General features: G+C 69.2%; 16 protein-coding genes. 8 read left to right on the top strand and 8 right to left on the bottom strand.

Translation table 11 applies throughout. The features are described from left to right. Positions 1 to 332: 332 nt before the first annotated feature. The 5 genes from E9998_RS10795 to E9998_RS10775 all read right to left on the bottom strand — a co-directional run bounded on the left by E9998_RS10795 (position 333) and on the right by E9998_RS10775 (position 5,833). The gene (locus tag E9998_RS10795) at positions 333 to 1,217 is read right to left on the bottom strand and encodes an ABC transporter ATP-binding protein (RefSeq protein ID WP_136529718.1); all 885 of its coding nucleotides are present in this window, start codon (positions 1,215 to 1,217) and stop codon (positions 333 to 335) included. Next, positions 1,217 to 2,170 carry an ABC transporter ATP-binding protein gene (locus E9998_RS10790; protein ID WP_136529717.1) on the bottom strand — a complete coding sequence of 318 codons (954 nt, stop codon included), beginning with the start codon at positions 2,168 to 2,170 and terminating at the stop codon, positions 1,217 to 1,219. Before E9998_RS10790 ends, E9998_RS10795 begins: the two co-directional genes overlap by 1 nt. Positions 2,171 to 2,172: 2 nt before the next feature. Next, positions 2,173 to 3,054 carry an ABC transporter permease gene (locus E9998_RS10785; RefSeq protein ID WP_136529716.1) on the bottom strand — a complete coding sequence of 294 codons (882 nt, stop codon included), beginning with the start codon at positions 3,052 to 3,054 and terminating at the stop codon, positions 2,173 to 2,175. Next, positions 3,051 to 4,046: an ABC transporter permease gene (locus tag E9998_RS10780; protein ID WP_136529715.1), complete on the bottom strand. Its 996-nt coding sequence runs from the start codon at positions 4,044 to 4,046 to the stop codon at positions 3,051 to 3,053. Before E9998_RS10780 ends, E9998_RS10785 begins: the two co-directional genes overlap by 4 nt. Positions 4,047 to 4,114: 68 nt before the next feature. Further along, the gene (locus E9998_RS10775; protein ID WP_136529714.1) at positions 4,115 to 5,833 is read right to left on the bottom strand and encodes an ABC transporter substrate-binding protein; all 1,719 of its coding nucleotides are present in this window, start codon (positions 5,831 to 5,833) and stop codon (positions 4,115 to 4,117) included. Positions 5,834 to 6,270: 437 nt separating this feature from the next. Between E9998_RS10775 and E9998_RS10770 the strand changes: the two genes are divergently transcribed. From E9998_RS10770 to E9998_RS10750, 5 genes are all read left to right on the top strand, one after another. Then, complete coding sequence (locus E9998_RS10770) at positions 6,271 to 7,530, top strand: extracellular solute-binding protein (RefSeq protein WP_136529713.1); 1,260 nt, start codon at positions 6,271 to 6,273, stop codon at positions 7,528 to 7,530. A gap of 105 nt (positions 7,531 to 7,635) precedes the next feature. Further along, entirely contained in the window at positions 7,636 to 8,589 is a 954-nt protein-coding gene (locus E9998_RS10765) for a carbohydrate ABC transporter permease (protein WP_136529712.1), read from the top strand. Then, positions 8,586 to 9,512 (top strand): carbohydrate ABC transporter permease, encoded by a 927-nt coding sequence (locus tag E9998_RS10760; RefSeq protein ID WP_136529711.1) that lies wholly within the window; start codon positions 8,586 to 8,588, stop codon positions 9,510 to 9,512. Before E9998_RS10765 ends, E9998_RS10760 begins: the two co-directional genes overlap by 4 nt. Positions 9,513 to 9,555: 43 nt before the next feature. Next, entirely contained in the window at positions 9,556 to 11,985 is a 2,430-nt protein-coding gene (locus E9998_RS10755; RefSeq protein ID WP_136529710.1) for a glycoside hydrolase family 2 protein, read from the top strand. A 72-nt stretch (positions 11,986 to 12,057) separates the two neighbouring features. Then, positions 12,058 to 12,633 (top strand): hypothetical protein, encoded by a 576-nt coding sequence (locus E9998_RS10750; protein WP_136529709.1) that lies wholly within the window; start codon positions 12,058 to 12,060, stop codon positions 12,631 to 12,633. A gap of 64 nt (positions 12,634 to 12,697) precedes the next feature. On the opposite strand, the gene E9998_RS10745 is transcribed toward E9998_RS10750, so the two are convergent. Beyond that, a complete protein-coding gene (locus E9998_RS10745; RefSeq protein WP_136529708.1) occupies positions 12,698 to 13,849 on the bottom strand; it encodes a nicotinate-nucleotide--dimethylbenzimidazole phosphoribosyltransferase in 1,152 nt (383 codons plus the stop codon). Positions 13,850 to 13,899: 50 nt separating this feature from the next. Here E9998_RS10745 and dapF point away from each other — a divergent pair, with 50 nt between their 5' ends. Next, the gene (dapF, locus tag E9998_RS10740; protein WP_136529874.1) at positions 13,900 to 14,682 is read left to right on the top strand and encodes a diaminopimelate epimerase; all 783 of its coding nucleotides are present in this window, start codon (positions 13,900 to 13,902) and stop codon (positions 14,680 to 14,682) included. Positions 14,683 to 14,959: 277 nt separating this feature from the next. On the opposite strand, the gene E9998_RS10735 is transcribed toward dapF, so the two are convergent. Further along, positions 14,960 to 16,348 (bottom strand): NAD-dependent malic enzyme, encoded by a 1,389-nt coding sequence (locus E9998_RS10735; RefSeq protein WP_136529707.1) that lies wholly within the window; start codon positions 16,346 to 16,348, stop codon positions 14,960 to 14,962. 221 nt (positions 16,349 to 16,569) lie between these two features. Between E9998_RS10735 and hflX the strand changes: the two genes are divergently transcribed. Both hflX and E9998_RS10725 read left to right on the top strand, forming a co-directional pair. After that, positions 16,570 to 17,970, top strand: a complete 1,401-nt coding sequence (gene hflX / locus E9998_RS10730; RefSeq protein WP_240037562.1) for a GTPase HflX — start codon at positions 16,570 to 16,572, stop codon at positions 17,968 to 17,970. Between the two features lie 71 nt (positions 17,971 to 18,041). After that, a complete protein-coding gene (locus E9998_RS10725) occupies positions 18,042 to 19,721 on the top strand; it encodes a hypothetical protein (RefSeq protein WP_136529705.1) in 1,680 nt (559 codons plus the stop codon). A 47-nt stretch (positions 19,722 to 19,768) separates the two neighbouring features. Here E9998_RS10725 and lexA read toward each other — a convergent pair whose 3' ends face one another. Beyond that, entirely contained in the window at positions 19,769 to 20,425 is a 657-nt protein-coding gene (gene lexA / locus E9998_RS10720; RefSeq protein WP_051704768.1) for a transcriptional repressor LexA, read from the bottom strand. Positions 20,426 to 20,565 lie beyond the last annotated feature (140 nt).

Here is a 20,565-nt window from a genome sequence, read left to right as displayed (position 1 = left end):
TGCGATTCGGTCGGAGACACCCGATAGGGAAGGCTCCGGACATCGGTCCGCGAGGCCGGATGCGCGGAAGGGATCGCCACCGCGGCGGAGTGCGCGACCTCGCGGTGGTAACAAGTTATCGCAGTTCGGAAGCGACAACCGCCCTCATTTCGGCGCGGCGGGCGCCTTGGGCGGGCATGATCGCACGAATTGCGTGCGTGTCTATGGAATCGCTCTCACGCCAGTGTGGAAATTCGATACAAAATTGATACCCATGTATCTCACTCCTTTCTTGCACCTCTTGTCGCAATGCTCCCGGTCCGGGGCCGGGCGACCCCGGACCGGGAGTGGTCTCATCCCGCGGCGGCCCAGTGGCCGTCGCCGACCTTCACCAGCGGGGCCGGGTCGGCCTCGCGGTCCCCGTCGGGCTGAAGGGCCTCGGGCTCGACCGGGTCGTCCGACCACTTGCGGTGCAGCTGCGGCACCGAGCCGAGGAGGTTGCGCGAGTACGGGTGCTGCGGGTCGGTGAACACCTTGCCGGTCTCGCCCATCTCGACAACCGCGCCGTGGCGCATGATGACCACGCGCTCGCTGATGTAGTTCGCCAGCGAGAGGTCGTGGGTGATGAACAGGACGCCCAGGCCGCGCTCGCGCAGCTCGGCGAGCAGGTTGAGCACGTCGATGCGCGTCGAGGCGTCGAGCATGGAGATGATCTCGTCGGCCACGAGCACCTTGATGTCCAGCAGGAGCGCGCGGGCGATGAGCATCCGCTGGAGCTGCCCGCCGCTGAGCTGGTGCGGGTACTTGCCGAGGACCGAGCCGGGGTCGAGCCGGACCGACTGGAGGACCTCCTCGACCCTCGCGTTCCACTCCGCCTTCTTGACCTGCGGGTGGTAGGACTCCCGGAGGGTCTCGAAGACCCTGTCGGCCTTGAAGATCGGGTTGTAGCTGCTGAACGGGTCCTGGAACACGCCCTGGACCTTGCGGTAGTACTCCTTGCGCTGGGCGTGTCCCTTGGCGGTCACGTCGGCGCCGTCGAGGAGGATCGAGCCGCGCGACACCGAGGTGAGCTGGAGGACCATCTTCCCGATGGTGGTCTTGCCGCTGCCGGACTCGCCGACGACGGAGAGGACCTCGCCGGGGGCGATGTCGATGCTGACGTCGCGCACGGCCACCAGGCGCTTGGAGCCGAGCGCGCCGACCCGGTAGGACTTCCAGACGTTCTTGAGTTCGAGCATCAGACCTCCGCCTTCCAGCACGCGACCTCGTGGCCCTCGTCGACGACGACCTTCGGCGGCTCCTGGAAGCACTCCTCCGAGGCGAGCGGGCACCGGTCGCGGAAGCGGCACCCGGTGGGCGGCTCCAGCAGGTGCGGCGGTTTGCCGGGGATGCTCTTGAGCCGCTCGTCGCCGTACTCGAGCCCGACCTCGGGCAGGGCGCCGATGAGCGCCTTCGTGTAGGGGTGCTTGGGCGCCTTGATGATCGTCTCGGCGGGGGACTTCTCGACGATCCTGCCGGCGTACATGACCATGATCGTGTCGGCGATCTGGTAGACCAGCGACAGGTCGTGGGTGACCACGATCATCGACTTGACGAAGCCCATGTCGCGGAACTTGACGAGGGTCTCGGCCACGGCCTTCTGGTTGGTGACGTCGAGCGCGGAGGTCACCTCGTCGGCGATGAGCAGGCTCGGGTCGAGCAGGGTCGACAGGACCATGACCACGCGCTGCTTCATGCCGCCGGACAGCTCGATCGGGTAGTTGTCGAGCACCTTCTCCGACAGGCCCACCAGTTCGAGGCGGCGCACGAGCTCGCCCTTGAGGGAGCGGTACGACTTGCCCCGCGCCCGCAGCAGCTCGGCGGTCATCTTCCCGATCTTGCGGGTCGGGTTGAGCGCGCTCATCGAGTACTGGGGGATGATCGAGACCTCCTTCCAGCGGCGGGCGTTCATGGCGCGGTCGTCGCCGATCGGCAGCTCGTCGCCGTCGAGCACGGCCGAGCCGCCGACGTGGCGCATCCGCCCGTCGAGCCGGATCAGGCTCTTGCCGAGGGTGGTCTTGCCGCAGCCGGACTCGCCTGCGAGGCCGACGATCTCGCCGTCCTCCAGGGAGAAGCTCACCCCGTCGAGGGCGTGCACGTCGCCTTTGGTGGTGCGGTAGTGGACCCGCAGGTCCTCCACTTGCAAAGCCATGGCTACATCTCCCTCAGTTTCGGGTTGAAGACCTCGTCGAGGCCGACGTTGGTGATGTACAGGGCCCCGACGATCGCGGTGATCGCCAGGCCCGGCGGGACGAACCACCACCAGGTCCCCAGGTGGAGCGAACTCCAGGCCATCGACTGCTGCATCATGGTGCCCAGCGAGACCGCGTTGGAGGGCCCGAGCCCGATGAAGTCGAGCATCGCGGCGAACAGGATGGCGCCGCCGAAGAGCAAGATCATCGACATGAGCAGGTAGGAGGCCATGTTCGGCATGATCTCGCGCATGATGATCTGCGGGGCCCGCTTGCCGGTGAGCCGCGCCAGGTCCACGTAGTCCCTGTTGCGCAGCGTGAACGTCTGCGCCCGTACGGCTCTGGCGACCCACGGCCACGAGAACAGGCCGATGATCACCGCCTGGGTCACGACGCCGCGCACCTCCAGGTAGGAGCTGATGACGATGAGGACGGCGAGGGCCGGGAGCACCAGGACGACGTTGGTGATCATGTTGAGGAACTCGTCGACGAGGCCGCCGCGGTAGCCGGCGGTGAAGCCGACGGTGAGGCCGATGACGAAGGCGATGCCGCCGCCGAGCGCGCCGACCAGGTAGGACGAGCGCAGGCCGTGCACGAACTGCGCGAAGACGTCCTGCCCGAAGTAGGTGGTGCCGAACCAGTAGTCGGCCGAGGGTGCCTCGGACTTGGGCCCGATGTACTCCATCGGGTCGGCCGAGATGAACAGCGGCCCGACGAGGCCGGCGAGGAGCAGCAGGAGCACGACCGACATCCCGATGGCGACCTTGGGGTTGCGCAGGGCGAAGTACAGGTGCTCGTTGCGCTTGCCGACGGTCTCGGTCTGGAGCACGGCTTCGGCGCTCATGACTGGCCTCCTTCGAGTCCGAGGCGGGTGCGGGGGTCGACGAGGACGTAGACGACGTCCGCGAGGAAGTTGAACAGCAGGACGCCGATGACGATGAACAGCAGGATGCCCTGGAGGAGGAAGAAGTCCTGGTTCGTGACGGCGTTGAGCAGCAGGCTGCCCAGGCCCGGGTACGCGAAGACGACCTCGGTGACGAGTGCGCCGCCGACCACCACGCCCAGTTGGAGCGCCAACCCGGTGATCTGCGGCAGGACCGCGTTGCGGAAGGCGTATCGCCGGATGAGCCGGGTGGGCGCGCCGAGTGCCTGGAGGTAGTTCGAGTAGTCGGACTCCAGCTCGTAGATCACGAGGTTGCGCATGCCGATCGCCCAGCCGCCGAGGGCGACGATGAACAGCGACAGGAACGGCAGGACCCAGTGGTGGAGCAGGTCGACGATGAAGGGCCAGCTGAAGTTGGGCGTCAGGGCGAAGGAGTAGCCGCCGGCGACGGGGAACCAGCCGAGGATGATCCCGAAGAGCCAGGCGAGGAGGATCGCCAGCCACATGTAGGGGACCGCGGTGAGGATGTACCCGATGGGCAGGACCCCGTTGTCGAGCAGCTTGTTGCGGGCGGCCTTGGCGCCGAGGGCGTTGCCGACGACCCAGCTGAGGAGGATGGAGGGCAGCAGCAGCGCGAGGGTGTAGGGCAGGGCGTCGAGGACGACCGAGGACACCGAGGCGGGGAAGGCGTAGACGCTGACGCCGAGGTCGCCCTTGAACAGGGCCGCCCAGTAGTTGAGGTACTGCTGCCAGACGGGCACGTCGAAGCCGAAGACGTTGTCGAAGTAGGAGCGCATGGCCTCGGAGGACTCGGGGTTGGACACCGAGTTGCGGGTGAGCATGCGGGCCACGGGGTCACCGGGCATGAGGCGGGGGACGGCGAAGTTGATCGAGACGGCGATGACGAAGGTCAGGCCGTAGATGAGCAGTTTGCGGCGGAAGTATCGGCCCACGGGAAGGACTCCTAAGAGGTCGGAGGGCCGGGTGCGCCGCCGCGGCGGCGCACCCGGCCCTCGTCGGCCTAACCGGCCAGTTTGAGCTCGGTCAGCATGTAGATCGAGCCGATGTTCCACATGTTGTTCCACGTGCTGGGGAACACGTCGGGGGTGTCGGCGGCCTCGGAGGGCCAGTTCGTCCACACGGTGTTGTTGACCTGCGACCAGGCGCCGTTGTACCAGACCGGGATGGCCGGCATGTCGACCAGCGAGTGGCGCTGGAGCTCGGAGAGGATCTCCTGGTAGCGGGGGTCCTCCGCGGCGGTGGCGGCGAGCTCCTGGGTGAGCTCCCAGGCGGCCTCGTTGGTCCAGCGCGAGAAGTTCGCGGTGGACTGGGCGTCGTTGACCGGCAGCTGGAACAGGTACCGGTAGTGGGTCCACGGCGTGTGGCTGATGCCGCTCCAGTTGTTGAGGATGAGCTGGAACTCGCCGTTGGTGCGGGCGTCGTCGACGGCGCCGGCGTCGATGAACTCCTCGGTGACGTTGATGCCGGCGGCCTTGAGGTCGGCGGCCATGGAGCGGGCGGCCTCCTCCCAGTCGGTCCAGCCGGTGGGGACGTTGAGCTTGAACTCGATCTTCTCGCCGCTCTTGGTCTCCACGAAGCCGTCGCCGTCGGCGTCCTCGTAGCCGGCGGCCGCGAGGATGGACTTGGCCTCGTTGACGTCGAAGGCGAAGCCGACCTCGTCGAGGACGCCCTGGTCGAGGTACTTGTCCCAGGTGGGCAGGAGCCCGGTGGGGTTGGAGGCGGCGACCAGGCCCGAGTAGACCGAGTCGACGATCTTGGCCGAGTCGATCGCGAAGGCCATGGCCCGGCGGAACTCGGGGTCGTCGAGGGGCTCGATCGTGGTGTTGGGGATGAGCATCGCGGTGTTGGCCGAGAGCATGTAGGGCGCTTCGGCGTAGTACGTGCTCAGGTCCGGGTTGGTGGCGATGAGGTCCTGGATGCCGGGCAGGAAGTTGTTGGAGAGGTCGAGCTCGCCCTGCGCCATGAGGTTCAGGGTGACGTCGTTGGAGGTGTTGACGATGTCGACGATGAACTTCGGCTTGCCCTCGAGGCCGAGGGCCTCGGTGGCCCACCAGTCCTCGCGCTTGACCCACGCGAGGCGGTCCTGGTCGAAGCTGTGGACCTTGTAGGGGCCGGTGACGACCGGGTCCTCGTTGGCGCCGGTGAGGATCTCCTCCTCGGAGAGTTTCGCGAAGACGTGCTCGGGCACGATCTGCTCGGCCCACAGGAAGTTGTTCCACTCCTGGTGGCGCGCTTCGAGGAAGGTGACGGCGACGGTGAGGTCGTCGACGGCCTCGACGGAGGCGATCCAGTCCCAGATGTTGTGGTAGGGCACGGCCTCGACCTGGCCGAGCTCCATCGTGTACTTGACGTCCTCGGCGGTGAGCTGCTCGCCGTCCGACCACTTGACGCCGTCGCGGAGCTTGAGGGTGTAGACGAGCTCCTCGGTCCACTCGCCGGACTCGGCGAGCCAGGGGGTGAGCTCGGTGGAGATCGGGTCGAACAGGAAGAGGGTCTCGTAGCCGAGGCCGTTGAGGCCCGTGACCTCGCCGGGGTTGATGGTGTTCCAGTCCGCGGGCGGGCCCCAGGCCGTGCCGGTGGTGTAGAGGGTCTCGTTGCGGGGGAACTCGTTCATCGAGAGGTCGTCGGGGTCAGCGCTCCCACCGTCGTCGCTGCAACCGGCGGCCGCGACCGCGGTGCCCGCCGCGGCGAGGGTGAAGAGTGTGCGCCGTCTGATCATGAGGTGCTCCGCTTTCGGATCGAGGGATTGAAACCCGACGGGAACGCGTCGGGCCGCACAAAAATCGGGGTTTGTGACTGGCGGCATATTAACCGGGTCAGTGTTGGCACTGAATCACGGGAGTCGATTCCTGTCAAGTTACGAGCGGGGAACTGGGAGATTTCGTCCCGAAAGGTCAATTCGTTTTCTCAGATAACGGGACTCGAATACCGTCTCGTGAGCACCATTGGCACCGTTTCGGGCCAGCTTGTAAGCCGTGGGAGCGTGCGATTGCAATTTCATCACGAACGCGCATCGATATTGACGAACGCTGATCCGGTGTATAAGTTCAGGGCCACTTATCCGGTTAAGTGACGCGGTCTCCATTCCACGGGCCGTATGGCACCTGACCGGCCATCCCCCTCACGAACGGAGTGCATCACCCCGTGATCTCTCGAATGAAGCGATTCAGTGCCGCAGCCGCGGCGGCGGCCGTCGTCCTCGCGGCGACCGCCTGCTCCGACGACGGCGGCGGCGGCGAGGCCACCAGCATGGAGGAGGAGAACGCCGACTCCATCACCGTCTGGCACACCGGCGACGCCTCGCAGCAGCCCATGCTCGACGCGGTCGGCGCCGTCTTCGAAGCCGAGACCGGCGTCAAGGTCGACGTCGAGATCATCGACTGGGCCGACGCGCACACCAAGATCCTCACCGCCATCCAGAGCGGCGACGGCCCCGACATCTTCACCGGCGGCCTCTCCTGGGGCATCGAGTTCGGCGAGCTCGGCGGCCTCCACGACCTCCGCTCCTACGAGACCGAGAACCTCGAGTCGAACGTCATCGAAGGCCTCTGGCAGTCGATCGAGTCGCCCGGCGGCGAGCTCTACGGCGTCCCGCTCAACATGACCACCTACTCCATGTACTACCGCTCCGACATCCTCGAAGCGAACGGCATCGCCGTCCCCGCCACCTGGGACGAAATGGACGCCGCTATCACCGAGCTCCAGGGCGCCGGGTACGAGACCCCGTTCGTCTCCACCTGGGAGCCCATCGGCTGGCTCGACTGGTTCAACTACATGTACGAGGCCGGCGGCAGCCTCTACAGCGAGGACTGCACCCAGGTCACCGTCGACTCGCCCGAGGTCGTCGCGGGCACCGAGTACTGGGCCAAGCGCTTCAGCGAGCAGAACGTCCCCACCGACGCGCCCGACATCTCCGGCTTCGCCAACGGCGAGTACGTGTTCGCCACCGGCGGCTCCTGGAACTACGACGGCCTCACCGCCGGCTTCCCCGAGATCGCCGGCAAGTGGTCCTCCGCGCCGCTCCCCGCCGGGCCCGCCAACGCCGGCTCCTTCATCGGCGGCAACGTCATCGGCGTCATGGCCGAGTCCGACGCACCCGGCACCTCCGCCGCGTTCATCGACATGGTCTACTCCGACGAAGGCGTCGCCGCGACCCTCGCCGCCGCCGAGGAGGGCAACGTCCTCTGGTTGCCCCCGCGCACCGACAAGGTCATGGACACCCATCTCGACGACGCCAACAAGCAGGCCCTGACCGAGATCTTCGAGACCTCCGTGGGCCCGCCGAACTGCACCGGCTGGGAGCCCGCCTCCCCGAACGTCCAGCTCGCACTCCAGTCCATCGTGCTCGACGGCGTCCCCGTCGAAGAGGCCCTCGCCACCGCCAAGGCCGAGATGGAAGCCACCCTCCAAGGCTGAGCGCGCCCGGTCCGGCCGGACCGGCTCCCCCCCACGGTCGCGGCGGCGCGCAGCGCGCCGCCGCGACCCGAGCACCCCGCCCCCTCACCGCTTCGGAGAACTCCCTTGACCGCCAAGCAGACCGACAGCCCCGAGCGGACCGGGGCCCCACCGCGCAACCGCCACCGGCTCCAGCGCTACGGCCCCGCCTACGCCATGCTGCTGCCCTTCGCGCTCCTCTTCGCCGTATTCCTGATCTACCCGCTCATCAGGTCGATGTACTACTCGCTCACCGACTTCAACGCCATCAAGCCGCCCGAGTTCGTCGGCTTCGACAACTTCACCGAGCTCCTCCTCCACGACGACCGGTTCCACAAGGCCATCTGGAACACCTGCAAGTACGTCGTCTTCTCCGTCGTCCTCACCATCGCCCTCGGCATGGTCCTCGCCGTCGCCTTCAAGTCCACCTCGCTGCGCGACCGACTCCTGCGCACGATCTTCTTCCTCCCCTCCGTCTCCGCCGGCGTCGGCGTCATCCTGGTGTGGAAGTGGATCTTCATGGTCGACTCCTGGGGCCTGGCCAACACCGTCGTCCGCTTCTTCGGCGGCGACAACCGCGCCTGGCTCGCCGAACCGTCGATGACCATCCCCATCCTCGTCACGATGGCCGTCTGGGGCGGCGCCGGCTACGCCATGGTCCTCTTCGTCGCCGGCATCAACGCCATCCCCGACGAGCTCTACGAGCAGGCCTCCATCGACGGCGCCTCCAAGAGACGCCAGTTCTGGCACATCACCCTGCCGCTCCTGCGGCCCGTCCTCGTCTTCGTCTTCATCACCTCGACCATCGGCGCGTTCCAGATCTTCGAGCCGATCTACCTCCTGTGGCGACGCTCCGCCTCGATCGTCGGCGGCCCCCTCGACAGCGCCCTCACGATCGTCCCCTACCTCTACGACATGGGATTCAACCGCTTCCAGCTCGGCTACGCCTCCGCGATCGCCTGGATCCTGTTCGCCATCATCTTCGTCGTCACCCTCGTCCAGCTGCGCGTGACGAAGACCTTCAAGGAGTTCGACCGATGAGCGTCCCCACCATCGCCTCGGCGGGCACCGTCACCAAACGGCCCAGGAAGGCCAATCTCGGCGCCGAACTCGCCCGCCTCCCCCTCTACCTGTGGGCCGTCGTCGTCCTCATCCCCTTCTGGTGGATGATCATCGCCGCCTTCAAGACCGTGCCCGAACTCATGAAGAACCCGCCCACGTTCTACCCCGCCGATCCCTCGCTCGACTCCTTCTACGACCCCACCCTCGACGACCCCGACAGCGTCCCCGGCGTCTTCCAGCGCTGGGAGGACGTCGCCGGCGGCTTCCTCCGCTTCGCAGGCAACACCTTCGCCATCACCGTCGTCGTCACCGTCGTCAGCCTGCTCATCGCCTCGCTCGCCGCCTACATGCTCACCAAGACCCAGGCGCCCGGCCGCAGGACCGTCTTCGTCGTCATCATCTCCTCGATGATGATCCCCTGGCAGGTCAGCCTCATCCCCAACTACCTGCTCACCTCCGACCTCGGCATGACCGACTCCTACCTCGGCTACGTCATCCCCGGCCTCGCCAAATCCTTCGTCGTCTTCTTCCTCGTCCAATACCTCAGATCGATCCCCGACGAACTCGTCCACGCCGCCCGCGTCGACGGCGCCAGCGAATGGCGCATCTGGTGGCAGATCGTGCTCCCGCTCCTGCGCCCCGCCCTCGCCGCGATGGCCATCTTCGTCGCACTGGGGGAGTGGAACAACTTCCTGTGGCCGCTCATCATCATCCGCACCGAAGAGCTCTACAACCTGCCCATCGCCCTCTCCAGCCTCAGCAACGCCATCGTCTCCAGCCCCGCCTCCATGGGCGTGGCGATGGCCGCCTCGATGATGGCCACTCTCCCGACCGTCGTGTTCTTCTTCCTGTTCCAGAAGCACTTCATCAAGGGCATAGCGTTGTCTGGTATCAAGGCCTAGCGACCCGCCCGCCACACCAGCACCTGCATACCAAGGAGACCCATTGAGCGCCAAGCGAACCCTGCACGACGGCTGGACCCTCTCCGGAACGCCCGGAGCCCCGGTGGCAGTCGACGGCGTCCCCGCGACCGTCCCCGGCAACGTCCACACCGACCTGCTCGCCGCCGGCCTCATCACCGACCCCTACCTCGACGACGCCGAACGCGCCCTCGCCTGGATCGGCCGCACCGACTGGACCTACCGCACCGCGTTCGACGCCCCCGAAAGCACCTGGGACGGCATCGACCTCGCCTTCGACGGCCTCGACACCGTCGCCACCGTCACCCTCAACGGCACCGTCCTCGGCGAGACCGCCAACATGCACCGCCGATACCGCTTCGACCTGCGCGGCGCCCTCCGCACCGACGCCCCCAACCACCTCGAAGTCGCCTTCACCGCCCCCTACGCCTACGCCGAAGCCCAACGCGACCGCCTCGGCGACCGCCCCAACGCCTACCCCGAACCCGGCAACTTCATCCGCAAGGCCGCCTGCAACTTCGGCTGGGACTGGGGCCCCAACCTCGCCGGCGCCGGCATCTGGCGCGACGTGCGCCTCGAAACCTGGCGCACCGCCCGCATCGACGAAGTCGTCCCCCGCGCCGCCCTCGACGGCGCCACCGGCGTCGTCGACCTCGCCGTCCGCCTCCAGAAGGCCGCCGACACCGACGTCGGCCTCCGCTGCCGCATCGGCGACCACGAGGCCACCGCCACCGTCCCCGCCGGCACCACCACCGCCGACGTCCGCGTCGAAGTCCCCGACGCGCGGCGCTGGCAGCCGCGCGACCGCGGCGACCAGCCCCTCTACGAGGCCGCCGTCACCGCCCTCGCCGACGGCGAGGAACTCGACAGCTGGAGCGGACGCGTCGGCTTCCGCACCGTCGAACTCGACACCGAGCCCGACGAGCACGGCCGCCCCTACGACCTCAAGGTCAACGGCGAGACCGTCTGGGTCAAGGGCGTCAACTGGATCCCCGACGAAGCCCTGTTCAGCCGCATCGACCGGCCCCGCATCGAGCGTCGCCTGCGCCAGGCGATCGCCGCGGGCGTCAACTTCGTGCGCGTGTGGGGCGGCGGGATCTACGAGTCCGAGGACTTCTACGACCTGTGCGACGAACTCGGGCTCCTCGTCGGCCAGGACTTCCTGTTCGCCTGCGCCGCCTACCCCGAGGAGGAGCCGTTCCGGTCCGAGGTCGAGGCCGAGGCGCGCGACAACCTCGCCCGCCTCGCCCCGCACCCGAGCCTGGTGACCTGGACGGGCAACAACGAGAACCTCTGGGGCTGGCACGACTGGAACTGGCAGTCCGAGCTCGGCGACCGCACCTGGGGCGCCGGGTACTACCACGACCTCCTCCCGAAGGTCGTGGCCGAAGTCGACGGCACCCGCCCGTACTGGCCCGGCAGCCCCTACTCCGGCACCCGCGACCTCCACCCGAACGAGCAGGCCCACGCCTCGGTCCACATCTGGGACGTGTGGAACGACCTCGACTACGCCCACTACCGCGACTGGAAGCCGCGCTTCGTCGCCGAATTCGGCTACCAGGCGCCCCCGACCTGGGCCACGGTGCGGCGCATGGTCACCGACGAACCCCTGGAGGCCGCCTCCCCGGCGATGCTGTGGCACCAGAAGGCCATGAACGGCCAGGAGAAGCTCCAACGCGGCCTCGACGCCCACCTCCCGCCCGTGCGCGACTTCGACGACTGGCTGTACTTCACCCAGGTCAATCAGGCCCGCGCCATCGCCCTCGGCATCGAGTACTTCCGCTCCCTCCAGCCCTACTGCTCGGGCGCGATCGTCTGGCAGCTCAACGACTGCTGGCCCGTCACCTCCTGGGCCGCGATCGACGGCGAAGAGCGGCCCAAACCGCTCTGGCACGCCCTCCGCAACGTCTTCTCCGAGCGGATCGTCACCTTCCAGCCCTCCGCCGAAGGCGTCAACCTCGTGGCGGTCAACGACTCCGCCGAACCCTGGAACGCCGTGATCGGCTTCTGGAAATGCGACCCCCAGGGCCGCATCAAGGGCCGCGCGCTCGTACAGATGGAGATCGACCCGCGCGACACCGCGGTCCTGGAGATCGAACCCGGCGCGCTCCCCGCCGACGGCGAATTCCTCGTCACCGGCCGCGAGGACTTCCCCCGTGCCACCTGGTTCACCAAGGAGGACAAGGACATGGACTGGGCCACCGCCCGCTTCGAGTCCGCCGTCGCCGTCGACGGCCACGACACCACCGTGACCATCACCGCCGACACCGTCCTGCGCGACCTCTGCCTCTTCCCCGACCGCCTCGACCCCGACGCCACCGTCGACAAGGCACTCCTCACCCTCCTCCCCGGCGAGACCGCCACCTTCACGGTGACGAGCGCGGCCATCGCCGCCTCCCCGGAACTGCGGGCGGCCCTGACCACCAAACCGGTCCTGCGAGCGATCAACGACTGACACCGGCGGGAGCACGCTCCAGGCGTGCTCCCGCACCGCCACCGCCCTCGCGCCCTGCGTTAATGTGAGCGAGTGCCCAAGACCTCTCATACAACTCAATGGACCCTCGCCCTCGGATCCTCCGTCGCTTTCGCCCTGATCGCATGGATCGTCGCGCTCGCGTGGCTTTCGTCCTCCGACCCGCTGCAATGCGCGTACCCCGACGCGATCCCGAGCGGATGCCCCTTCGAAAAGGCCCGCTACTCGGAGTTCTTCATGGCCGTCTACTGGACGGCCGCCATCGGCGGGCCGCTGCTCGCACTGGGCGCCTGGACGTTCCTGACCCCGGCGGGCCGTCGGGACCGGGCGGCCTGGGCCGTGGTGGCCGGCGTGCTGCTGCTGCCGGGACCGTGGCTCCTCCACGACGCCACGGGCTTCCTCTGGGTCGACGCCGTCCTCGCCGAGATCGCACCGAGCCTCATGGAACCGCGGATCATCCTCGTGGTGCACGGCTTCGGCAGGCTCGCGCTCGTGCTGTGCACGCCCCTCGTGCTGGCGATCCTCATGTTCAGGAGGGAACGGTGGATCTACGCGCTGGGCTGGACCGCCGTCACGCTCAACGTGGTCGTAGCGATGGCGGTCGTCCTGTGGGCGGGCGTCACCGGCTGAGACCGGACGCCTTCCCGGCACCGAGACGCCTCCGCCGGTCCGTCGCCGCGACGACGGACCACCATCAGTCCTCGGCCGGCTTCTCCTCGGCCGCAACCGATTCGACGCCCGCATCGTCGGCCTCGGCCGACGAAGACCCCTCGACCGGAGCCGCTTCCTCCACGGCCGCTTCAGGCTTCGCCGTAGGCGCCTCAGTCTCGGGCGCGGCGGGCTCGGGATCGTCCTTGACCGGCATCGGCAGCGCCTGCGAGACCCGGAGGGCCTGCTGGACGAGGTCCCAGCCGATCGGGAGCGCGACCGCGTCCGGCAGATCGAGACCGAAACCCAGGTCGTCGGCGAGGCTGCCCTGCTTCGCGAGCTTCGTGACGACCGGGTGCGCCGAACGGTTCGGCGCATAGCACCACTTCGGCGCGGCCAGACCGAAGTCGCGCGCGATCATCATGGCGGCCATCGAAGCCGGACCGTCGATGAGCATCGCGGTGGAACGAGTCGCGGCCGTGAAGATCGCCGCGGCCATCGCACCGATCGCGGCGCCGCCGAGACGCGACACGATCGCCTCAGGACCGCGCTTGAAACCGCGGTTGAACGCGACATGGTCGCGCAGCGCCGAGATGCGGCCCATCCACGCGGCGTCGAAGACCGCCCCGCCCGGGGCGTGCAGCTGCGGCAGGTAGGACGTGATGTCCTCCTTGGCGATGAACGAGCAGACGCCGACCGAAGCGGTCGAGGCGCCCGCGCCCAGGCCCGAGATGAGCAGCAGGTCGGCGCCCTCGTCGATCGCGCGGTCGGCCGTCTCGCGACCCAGTCGCAGCGCCGCCTCCGTCTCCGTGTCGTCCAGGAGCGGGCCCTCGGCGCCGGCGCTGGCGCCGGTGCGGACCACGGTGACCGGGAGTCCGGAGCGCGCGGCCTGCTCGGCCAGCGCCCCCTCGCCCTTCTCCAGGGCCGCGGCCTGCTCCTCGACGGGCGCATAGTCGCCGGTGTCCCAGCCCTCGGGGTACTCCCCGGCGAACAGGAGCATCCGCGGGGACGCGAACGGCGCGGGCGCCTCGGTGGCCTGCATCCGGGCGGCCCACCCGACGGCGGCTTGGAGGCCTCCGAGTCCGGCGCCCTCGATGAGGGCGTCCTGGAGCCGCGCGTTCGCGCGGGTGGTCCACACCCCGTTGGGGAACTTCGCTTTCAGGTCGGCGATAGGCCCGGCGTCGGTCGTCTGAGTCACGGCACAAGGCTAGCGCGGGAGCGGTGGGGCACAATTGCCACGTGACCACCATCGACTTCGCCAAGGGCCACGGCACCGGCAACGACTTCGTCATCGTGCCCGACCTGGAGGACGCCCTCCCGCTGAAGGACGCCCAGGTGGCGGCGCTGTGCGACCGCCGGTTCGGCATCGGCGGCGACGGGCTGCTGCGCGTCGCGCCCTCCGACGACCCGGCCGCGGAGTGGTTCATGGACTACCGCAACGCCGACGGCTCGATCGCGGAGATGTGCGGCAACGGCGTGCGCGTCTTCGTGCGCTACCTCCTGGAGCGCGGCCTGGCGACCGGCCCGGAGGTCGCCGTCGCCACGCGCGCCGGAGTCAAGAACGTCGTGGTCGAGGACGACGGCCTGCGGGTCGACATGGGCCCGGCGGTGTTCGGGCCGCCCTCGCAGGCGTCCGTTGAGGGCTTCACGTGGCCCGGACAGGCCGTTTCGATGGGGAACCCGCACCTGGTGTGCCACCTGGGCGACGAGGCCGAACTGGAGGCCCTGGAGCTGTTCCACCAGCCGCGCTACGACGAGGCCGTGTTCCCCGACGGCGTGAACGTGGAGTTCTCGGTTGGCGCCGCGCCGCATGTGCGGATGCGCGTCCACGAACGCGGCGTCGGCGAGACGGCCTCCTGCGGCACCGGCGCGTGCGCCGTCGCGGCCGTCGCCCTGCGCCACGCGGGCCAGGACACCGGCACCTGCCGCGTCGACCTCCCCGGCGGCACCCTCACGGTGACGGTGACCGACGAGACGGTCTACCTGGCGGGCCCGGCCGTGATCGTCGCCGAGGGCACCTTCCGATTCTGAGCGGTCGACGCGAGCGCCCATCGAGGATTTCCGCCCAAGGAACGCCGTAGTTCGAAGGCCGCCTGAAGAAGGCCGCCTGAACACGGAACGCGCACACAGTGCTGAAGGTGGATAAGGCCGTCCCCAACCCCCACCCACCCGGGGAACGTGGCCCAACCTTCGCCGACGGGTACGACAGAACGCCCCGGAGACCGCCGGCCTCCGGGGCATGAACCGTGTCACGTCGCTTGACGAGTCGAGTCACGTACCAAGACGCATCGCTTACCGCAGCACGTCGCTACCGCATGACGCGCTTGACCGCCGCCGCGACCGCCGGAGCCACGTTCGGGTCGAAGACGCTCGGCACGATGTAGGTCGCGTTCACCTTCTCGGAGCCGACGCAGTCGGCGATCGCCATCGCCGCCGCGACCGCCGCGTCGTCGTTCCAGTCCCGCGCCTGCGCGTCGAGGAGCCCTCGGAACACGCCCGGGAAGGCGAGCACGTTGTTGATCTGGTTCGGCTGGTCCGACCGCCCGGTCGCCACGATCGCCGCGTACCGCGCCGCCTCGGTCGGGCTGATCTCCGGGTCCGGGTTCGCCAGCGCGAACACGATCGGGTCCTTCGCCATCTTCGCCACGTCGGAGCCCTTGAGGATGTTCGGCGCGCTCACGCCGATGAACACGTCCGAGCCCTCGACCGCCCCGGAGAGGTCCCCGGAGTAGTCCTCCTTGTTGAAGTGGCTCCCGAGCCACCGCCACGTCTCGTTCTCGCACTCCATCGCCGAATGCAGCGCCCCGTCGCGGTCCACGGGGATGATGTCGCCGATCCCGGCCTTCTCCAGCAGCCGCATGATCGCCGTCCCGGCGGCGCCGCAGCCGACCACGGTCGCGCGCACGTCGGCGAACTCCTTGCCGACCACGCGCAGGGCGTTGGTGAGCGCCGCGAGCACCACGATCGCGGTGCCGTGCTGGTCGTCGTGGAACACGGGGATGTCGAGCCGCTCGCGCAGCCGCGCCTCGATCTCGAAGCAGCGCGGCGCGGCGATGTCCTCCAGGTTGATGCCGCCGTACGTGGGGGCGAGCGCGGCCACGATGTTGACGATCTCGTCGGTGTCCTGCGTGTCCAGGCACACCGGCCACGCGTCGACGTCGCCGAACTTCTTGAACAGGGCCGCCTTGCCCTCCATGACCGGCATCGCGGCGGCGGGCCCGATGTTGCCCAGGCCGAGCACGGCCGAGCCGTCGGTGACGACCGCGACGGTGTTGCGCTTGATCGTAAGGCGCCGCGCGTCGTCGGGGTTCTCGGCGATCGCCATGCACACCCGAGCCACGCCGGGCGTGTACGCCATCGACAGGTCGTCGCGGTTGCGCAGCGGCACCTTGGGGCTGACCTCGATCTTGCCGCCCAGGTGCATGAGGAAGGTCCGGTCGGAGACCTTCTTGACGTCGAAGTCGGGCATCGCCTCGAGGATGTGCGTGACCTGCTCGGCGTGCGCGGCGTCGGAGGTGTCGCAGGTGAGGTCGACGGTCATGCGGCGGTTGTCGGAGCCGACCACGTCGAGCGCGGTGACGATGGCCCCGGCCTGACCGACCACCGTGGCGAGCCGTCCCGCCGCCCCCGGGTCGGCCGAGAGGGCCAGTCGCACGGTGATCGAGAACCCGGCGCTGGGAAGACGGGCTGTAGTCATGCCGCTCCTTAGGTGTGCACTTCGTCGTGGACACCGCCTCGGCGACGCTCGGAAAACGCGCCAAGCCGGATGCCTTGAATGATGCCACCGCGCCACCCGCCCCCGACCATCCCGGGTGGTGGGAATCGGCTCCGCCACTGCCGCCCGGGCGGGGCGGGCGCCATATTCGTTCGCCGTTGTCACCACCGCGTGTCAAGCTTGTGGTGATGCGCGAAGAGGACATGAACTTGCACGAAGACTTCCCGACCACCGCGGCCCCCTCGACGGGGGACCTGGACCTGGAGGCCCGACAGGCGCTGCGGCGCGTGGCCGGCGTCGCCTCCACCGAACTCGAAGACGTCAACGACGCCGAGTACCGGCGACTGCGCCTGGAGCGCGTCGTCCTGGTCGGCGTGTGGACCGAGGGCACGATCGAGGACGCCGAGAACTCCCTGGACGAGCTCGCCCAGCTGGCCGAGACGGCCGGTTCCGAGGTCGTCGACGGCCTGATCCAGCGCCGCTCCAAGCCCGACGCGGGGACCTTCATCGGTTCCGGCAAGGTCCAGGAGGTCAAGGACACCGTCGAGGCCCTCGGGGCCGACACGGTCATCGCCGACGGCGAGCTCTCCCCGGGCCAGCTGATCGCGTTGGAGAAGGCGATCAACGTCAAGGTGATCGACCGGACGGCGCTGATCCTCGACATCTTCGCCCAGCACGCCAAGAGCGCCGAGGGCAAGGCCCAGGTCGAGTTGGCGCAGCTCCAGTACCTGCTGCCGCGCCTGCGCGGCTGGGGCGACGCCATGAGCCGCCAGGGCGGCTCGAACGGCGGCGTGGGCCTGCGCGGTCCCGGCGAGACGAAGCTGGAGACCGACCGGCGCCGCATCCGGGCGAAGGTCGCGAAGCTCCGCCGGGAGCTCGCGAAGCTCACGGTCACCCGCGAGACGAAGCGCGACTCGCGCTCGCGCAACCGGGTGCCGGGCGTGGCGATCGCCGGGTACACGAACGCGGGCAAGTCGAGCCTGCTCAACGCCCTCACCGGCGCGGGCATCCTCGTGCAGGACGCCCTGTTCGCGACCCTCGACACCTCGACGCGGCGCTCCCGCACCGCGGAGGGCCGGGAGTACACGGTGACCGACACGGTCGGGTTCGTCCGGCACCTGCCGCACCAGCTCGTGGAGGCGTTCCGGTCGACGCTGGAGGAGGTCGCCGAGGCCGATCTCATCGTCCACGTGATCGACGGCTCGCACGCCGACCCGCTCGGCCAGGCCGAGGCGGTGCGCGAGGTGCTCGCCGAGGTCGGCGCGGAGGACATCCCCGAGCTGGTGGTGGTCAACAAGCTCGACCTGGTCGACCCGGACGGGCTGCTCCAGCTGCGCTCGGACTGGCCGGACGCGGTGTTCGTGTCCGCGCATTCGGGCGAGGGCATCGACAAGCTCCGGGCCGCGATCGAGGGCGCGCTGCCGCAGCCGGACACGACGCTGACGGTCTGCATCCCGTACGTTCGCGGAGACCTGGTGTCGCGCATGCGATCTCGTGGCGAGGTGCTCTCGACGGAGCACCGCGGCGACGGCACGGTCATCACGGCCCGCGTGGACGACTCGCTGGCCGGTGAATTGCGAGCGTTCGTCCTGGAAACGGATTGAAACGCCGTGGTCCCGAACATGTCTCATGGGGGCCCCGCCGCTGACCGGGCGTGTTCTGGAACACTTGCGTGATGCGAGAGCGCCGTGTGGGCCGAGTGGCCCTGCCTGCGCGGCTCGTCGCCGGGGCGGCTGGTGCCGCAATCCTGGTCACGGCCGCGCCCCCCGTTTACGCCCAGGACGACGAGTCGGGCGGCGGAGAGGTGCTATGCCCCGTCCACGACTCGCGCGTCGCCGACGCGACGGCGATCGTGCCGACCGCGGACGGCGAGGGCTGGTGGGTGCTCCCCGACGGCAACGGCCAGACCGACGGCATGATGACGATCCGCCAGGTCGGCGCCGACTGCACGGTGCACGACACCGAGGCGGGCAGCCTCGCCGTCGAGTGGCAGCCGCGCGACCCGCAGGACATGTCCCTGGAGGCCGAGAAGGGCTTCCTGTGGATCGCCGACATCGGCGACCCGAACGGCGAGCGCTCGGACATCTCGATGACCCAGGTGTCCACTTCGGACGCCGGTAACTTCGACATGACCCGGTACGTCTACCCCGACGGCCCGAAGCACGCCGAGGCGTTCTTCCTGCTGCCGGACCGCACGCCGGTGTTCATCCCCTCCGTCTCCGGCGAGGCGCCCCTGTACTCCTCGAACGGGCTCGGCGAGGAGTACGACACCCCGCTCGAACTCGCGGGCACCGTCGCGCTGCCCGAGGGCGCGGGAGCGGTCACCGGCGCGGCCCTCAACGCCGACGCGAGCAAGGTCGCCCTGCGCACCGACGAGACCGCCTTCGAATGGGACGTCGCCGACGGCGACGTCATCGCCTCGATGACCGACGGCGCCCCCCGCGAGACCCCGCTCGACGACGGCGGCGGCGACATCGCCTACGACGCCGAGGGGAACTTCGTCACCGTCGCACAGACCGGCGACGACGCCGCTCCGGCCGCGATCACCGGCTACACCCCGGCGGCAGCGGCGGCCGAGGAGCCCGCCGCCTCGGAGGACGAGAAGGAGGCCGCCGCCGAGAAGGAGGGGCCGAGCCTGCTCGACCGCATCCTCGACCTCGGCTTCGACACCATCGTGAAGATCCTGGCGGCCATCGCGATCCTCGGCCTCCTGGTGATGGTCATCGGCATCGTCGTGATCCGCAAGTACAAGAAGGCCGCGGGCGGCGAGGACGACGACGCCGAGGCGGGCTTCGCTGCGGAGGAGTCGGTCTTCGGCAAGGAGGAGGCCTACGACGACCCCGTGGACCTCGGCCTCGACGCCGGCCAGCCCGACGCCGACCTCGGCCAGGTGGCCCGCGGCGGGGTCTACGGCGCGCCGCGCTCCGAACCCTCGGGGAACGTCTACGGCGGCGGTTCGCGCTCTTCCGGAGGCGAGGGCGGCGTGTACGGCTCGCCCCGCCCGGAGCCCGCGGGGAACGTCTACGGGGGCGCGCCCCGTCCTGCCCCGCACCAGCCCGGCCCGGTGTACGGCGCCGCTCGCGAGGAACCGCAGTACGGCGCGTTCGAAGGCGGCGGCCACGGCTCCGTCTACGACAACGCCGGCCCCGGCCAGTCCTTCGCCGCGCGCCCCGAGCCTTCGGGGAACGTCTACGGCGCCAGGCCCGCCCAGCCCGCGGCCCCCGCGGGGGGATCGGTGTACGGCGGCGGGGGAGCGGCCCAGGGCTCGGTCTACGGCAACGACCGGTCCCGCGACGCCGACGAAGGCTACTGGGGACCCCCCGAGGGCGGCCCCGCCCGCGGCCGAGGCCGCTGAGGCTGGACCGCCCGCGAATGCAGTTACCGGGTTGAACAGCCCGAGATTCAGATCTTCCGGAGGACGGCCACGATGCGGCCGAGGATCTCCGCCTCGGAGGCGTCGATCGGGTCGTACAGGGAGTTCGCCGGAAGCAGCCACGGCTTGCCGTTCTTGCGCTTCCAGGTCTTCACGGTCGCCTCGCCGTCGATCATGGCGGCGACGATCTCGCCGTTGAGCGCGTCGGGCTGCTGGCGCACGACGACCCAGTCGCCGTCGGTGATGGCCGCGTCGACCATCGAGTCGCCCTTGACGCGCAGGAGGAAGTGCACGCCCTCGCCGACGAACTCGGCCGGCAGGGGCATGACGTCGTAGTCGCGCTCCTCGGCCAGGATCGGCTGCCCCGCGGCGATCTCGCCGACCATCGGGACGTAGCGCGGACGGGGGTGCTGGGAGCAGGTCTGGACGCCCCCGGGCGTCGGCTGGCGCACCCCGACCGCGCGCGGCCGGCCGGCCAGGCGGTTGAGGTAGCCCTTCCTTTCGAGCTGCTTCATCTGGTAGGCGACGGACGAGGCCGAGGCGAGCCCGACTTCGGCGCCGATCTCCCGGACGCTGGGCGGATAGCCCTTGTTGTTGATGAACTCCTCGATGTACTCGAGGACTTGCTGCTGCCGACGCGTCAGCTTGCGCGTTTTCGGTCGGGCTGTAGTGGTCTCGCTGGCCACAGGTGGCTCCTGTAAGACAAATGGGACGGTATGTCTGATTCCGACAATGTAACTCAGGTGCGCGGCCAAGTCAAACATTCGTGCGACATCGGCGTGTCGCGATGCTGGTCGACATGTGTTTCGGCGCAGTTTCACCCGTA

The organism is Glycomyces paridis (assembly GCF_004912155.1).
GTDB classification, from domain to species: domain Bacteria; phylum Actinomycetota; class Actinomycetes; order Mycobacteriales; family Micromonosporaceae; genus Glycomyces; species Glycomyces paridis.
Note: the sequence above shows the minus strand (reverse complement) of the source record. Positions and strands in the feature narration are given on the sequence as shown.

Excerpts from the sequence above, each read along its gene's own strand:
- E9998_RS10795 (WP_136529718.1), bottom strand. The coding sequence starts at position 1,217 with ATGCTCGAACTCAAGAACGTCTGGAAGTCCTACCGGGTCGGCGCGCTC.
- E9998_RS10790 (WP_136529717.1), bottom strand. The coding sequence starts at position 2,170 with ATGGCTTTGCAAGTGGAGGACCTGCGGGTCCACTACCGCACCACCAAA.
- E9998_RS10785 (WP_136529716.1), bottom strand. The coding sequence starts at position 3,054 with ATGAGCGCCGAAGCCGTGCTCCAGACCGAGACCGTCGGCAAGCGCAAC.
- E9998_RS10775 (WP_136529714.1), bottom strand. The coding sequence starts at position 5,833 with ATGATCAGACGGCGCACACTCTTCACCCTCGCCGCGGCGGGCACCGCG.
- E9998_RS10770 (WP_136529713.1), top strand. The coding sequence starts at position 6,271 with ATGAAGCGATTCAGTGCCGCAGCCGCGGCGGCGGCCGTCGTCCTCGCG.
- E9998_RS10760 (WP_136529711.1), top strand. The coding sequence starts at position 8,586 with ATGAGCGTCCCCACCATCGCCTCGGCGGGCACCGTCACCAAACGGCCC.
- E9998_RS10735 (WP_136529707.1), bottom strand. The coding sequence starts at position 16,348 with ATGACTACAGCCCGTCTTCCCAGCGCCGGGTTCTCGATCACCGTGCGA.
- hflX (WP_240037562.1), top strand. The coding sequence starts at position 16,570 with ATGAACTTGCACGAAGACTTCCCGACCACCGCGGCCCCCTCGACGGGG.
- E9998_RS10725 (WP_136529705.1), top strand. The coding sequence starts at position 18,042 with ATGCGAGAGCGCCGTGTGGGCCGAGTGGCCCTGCCTGCGCGGCTCGTC.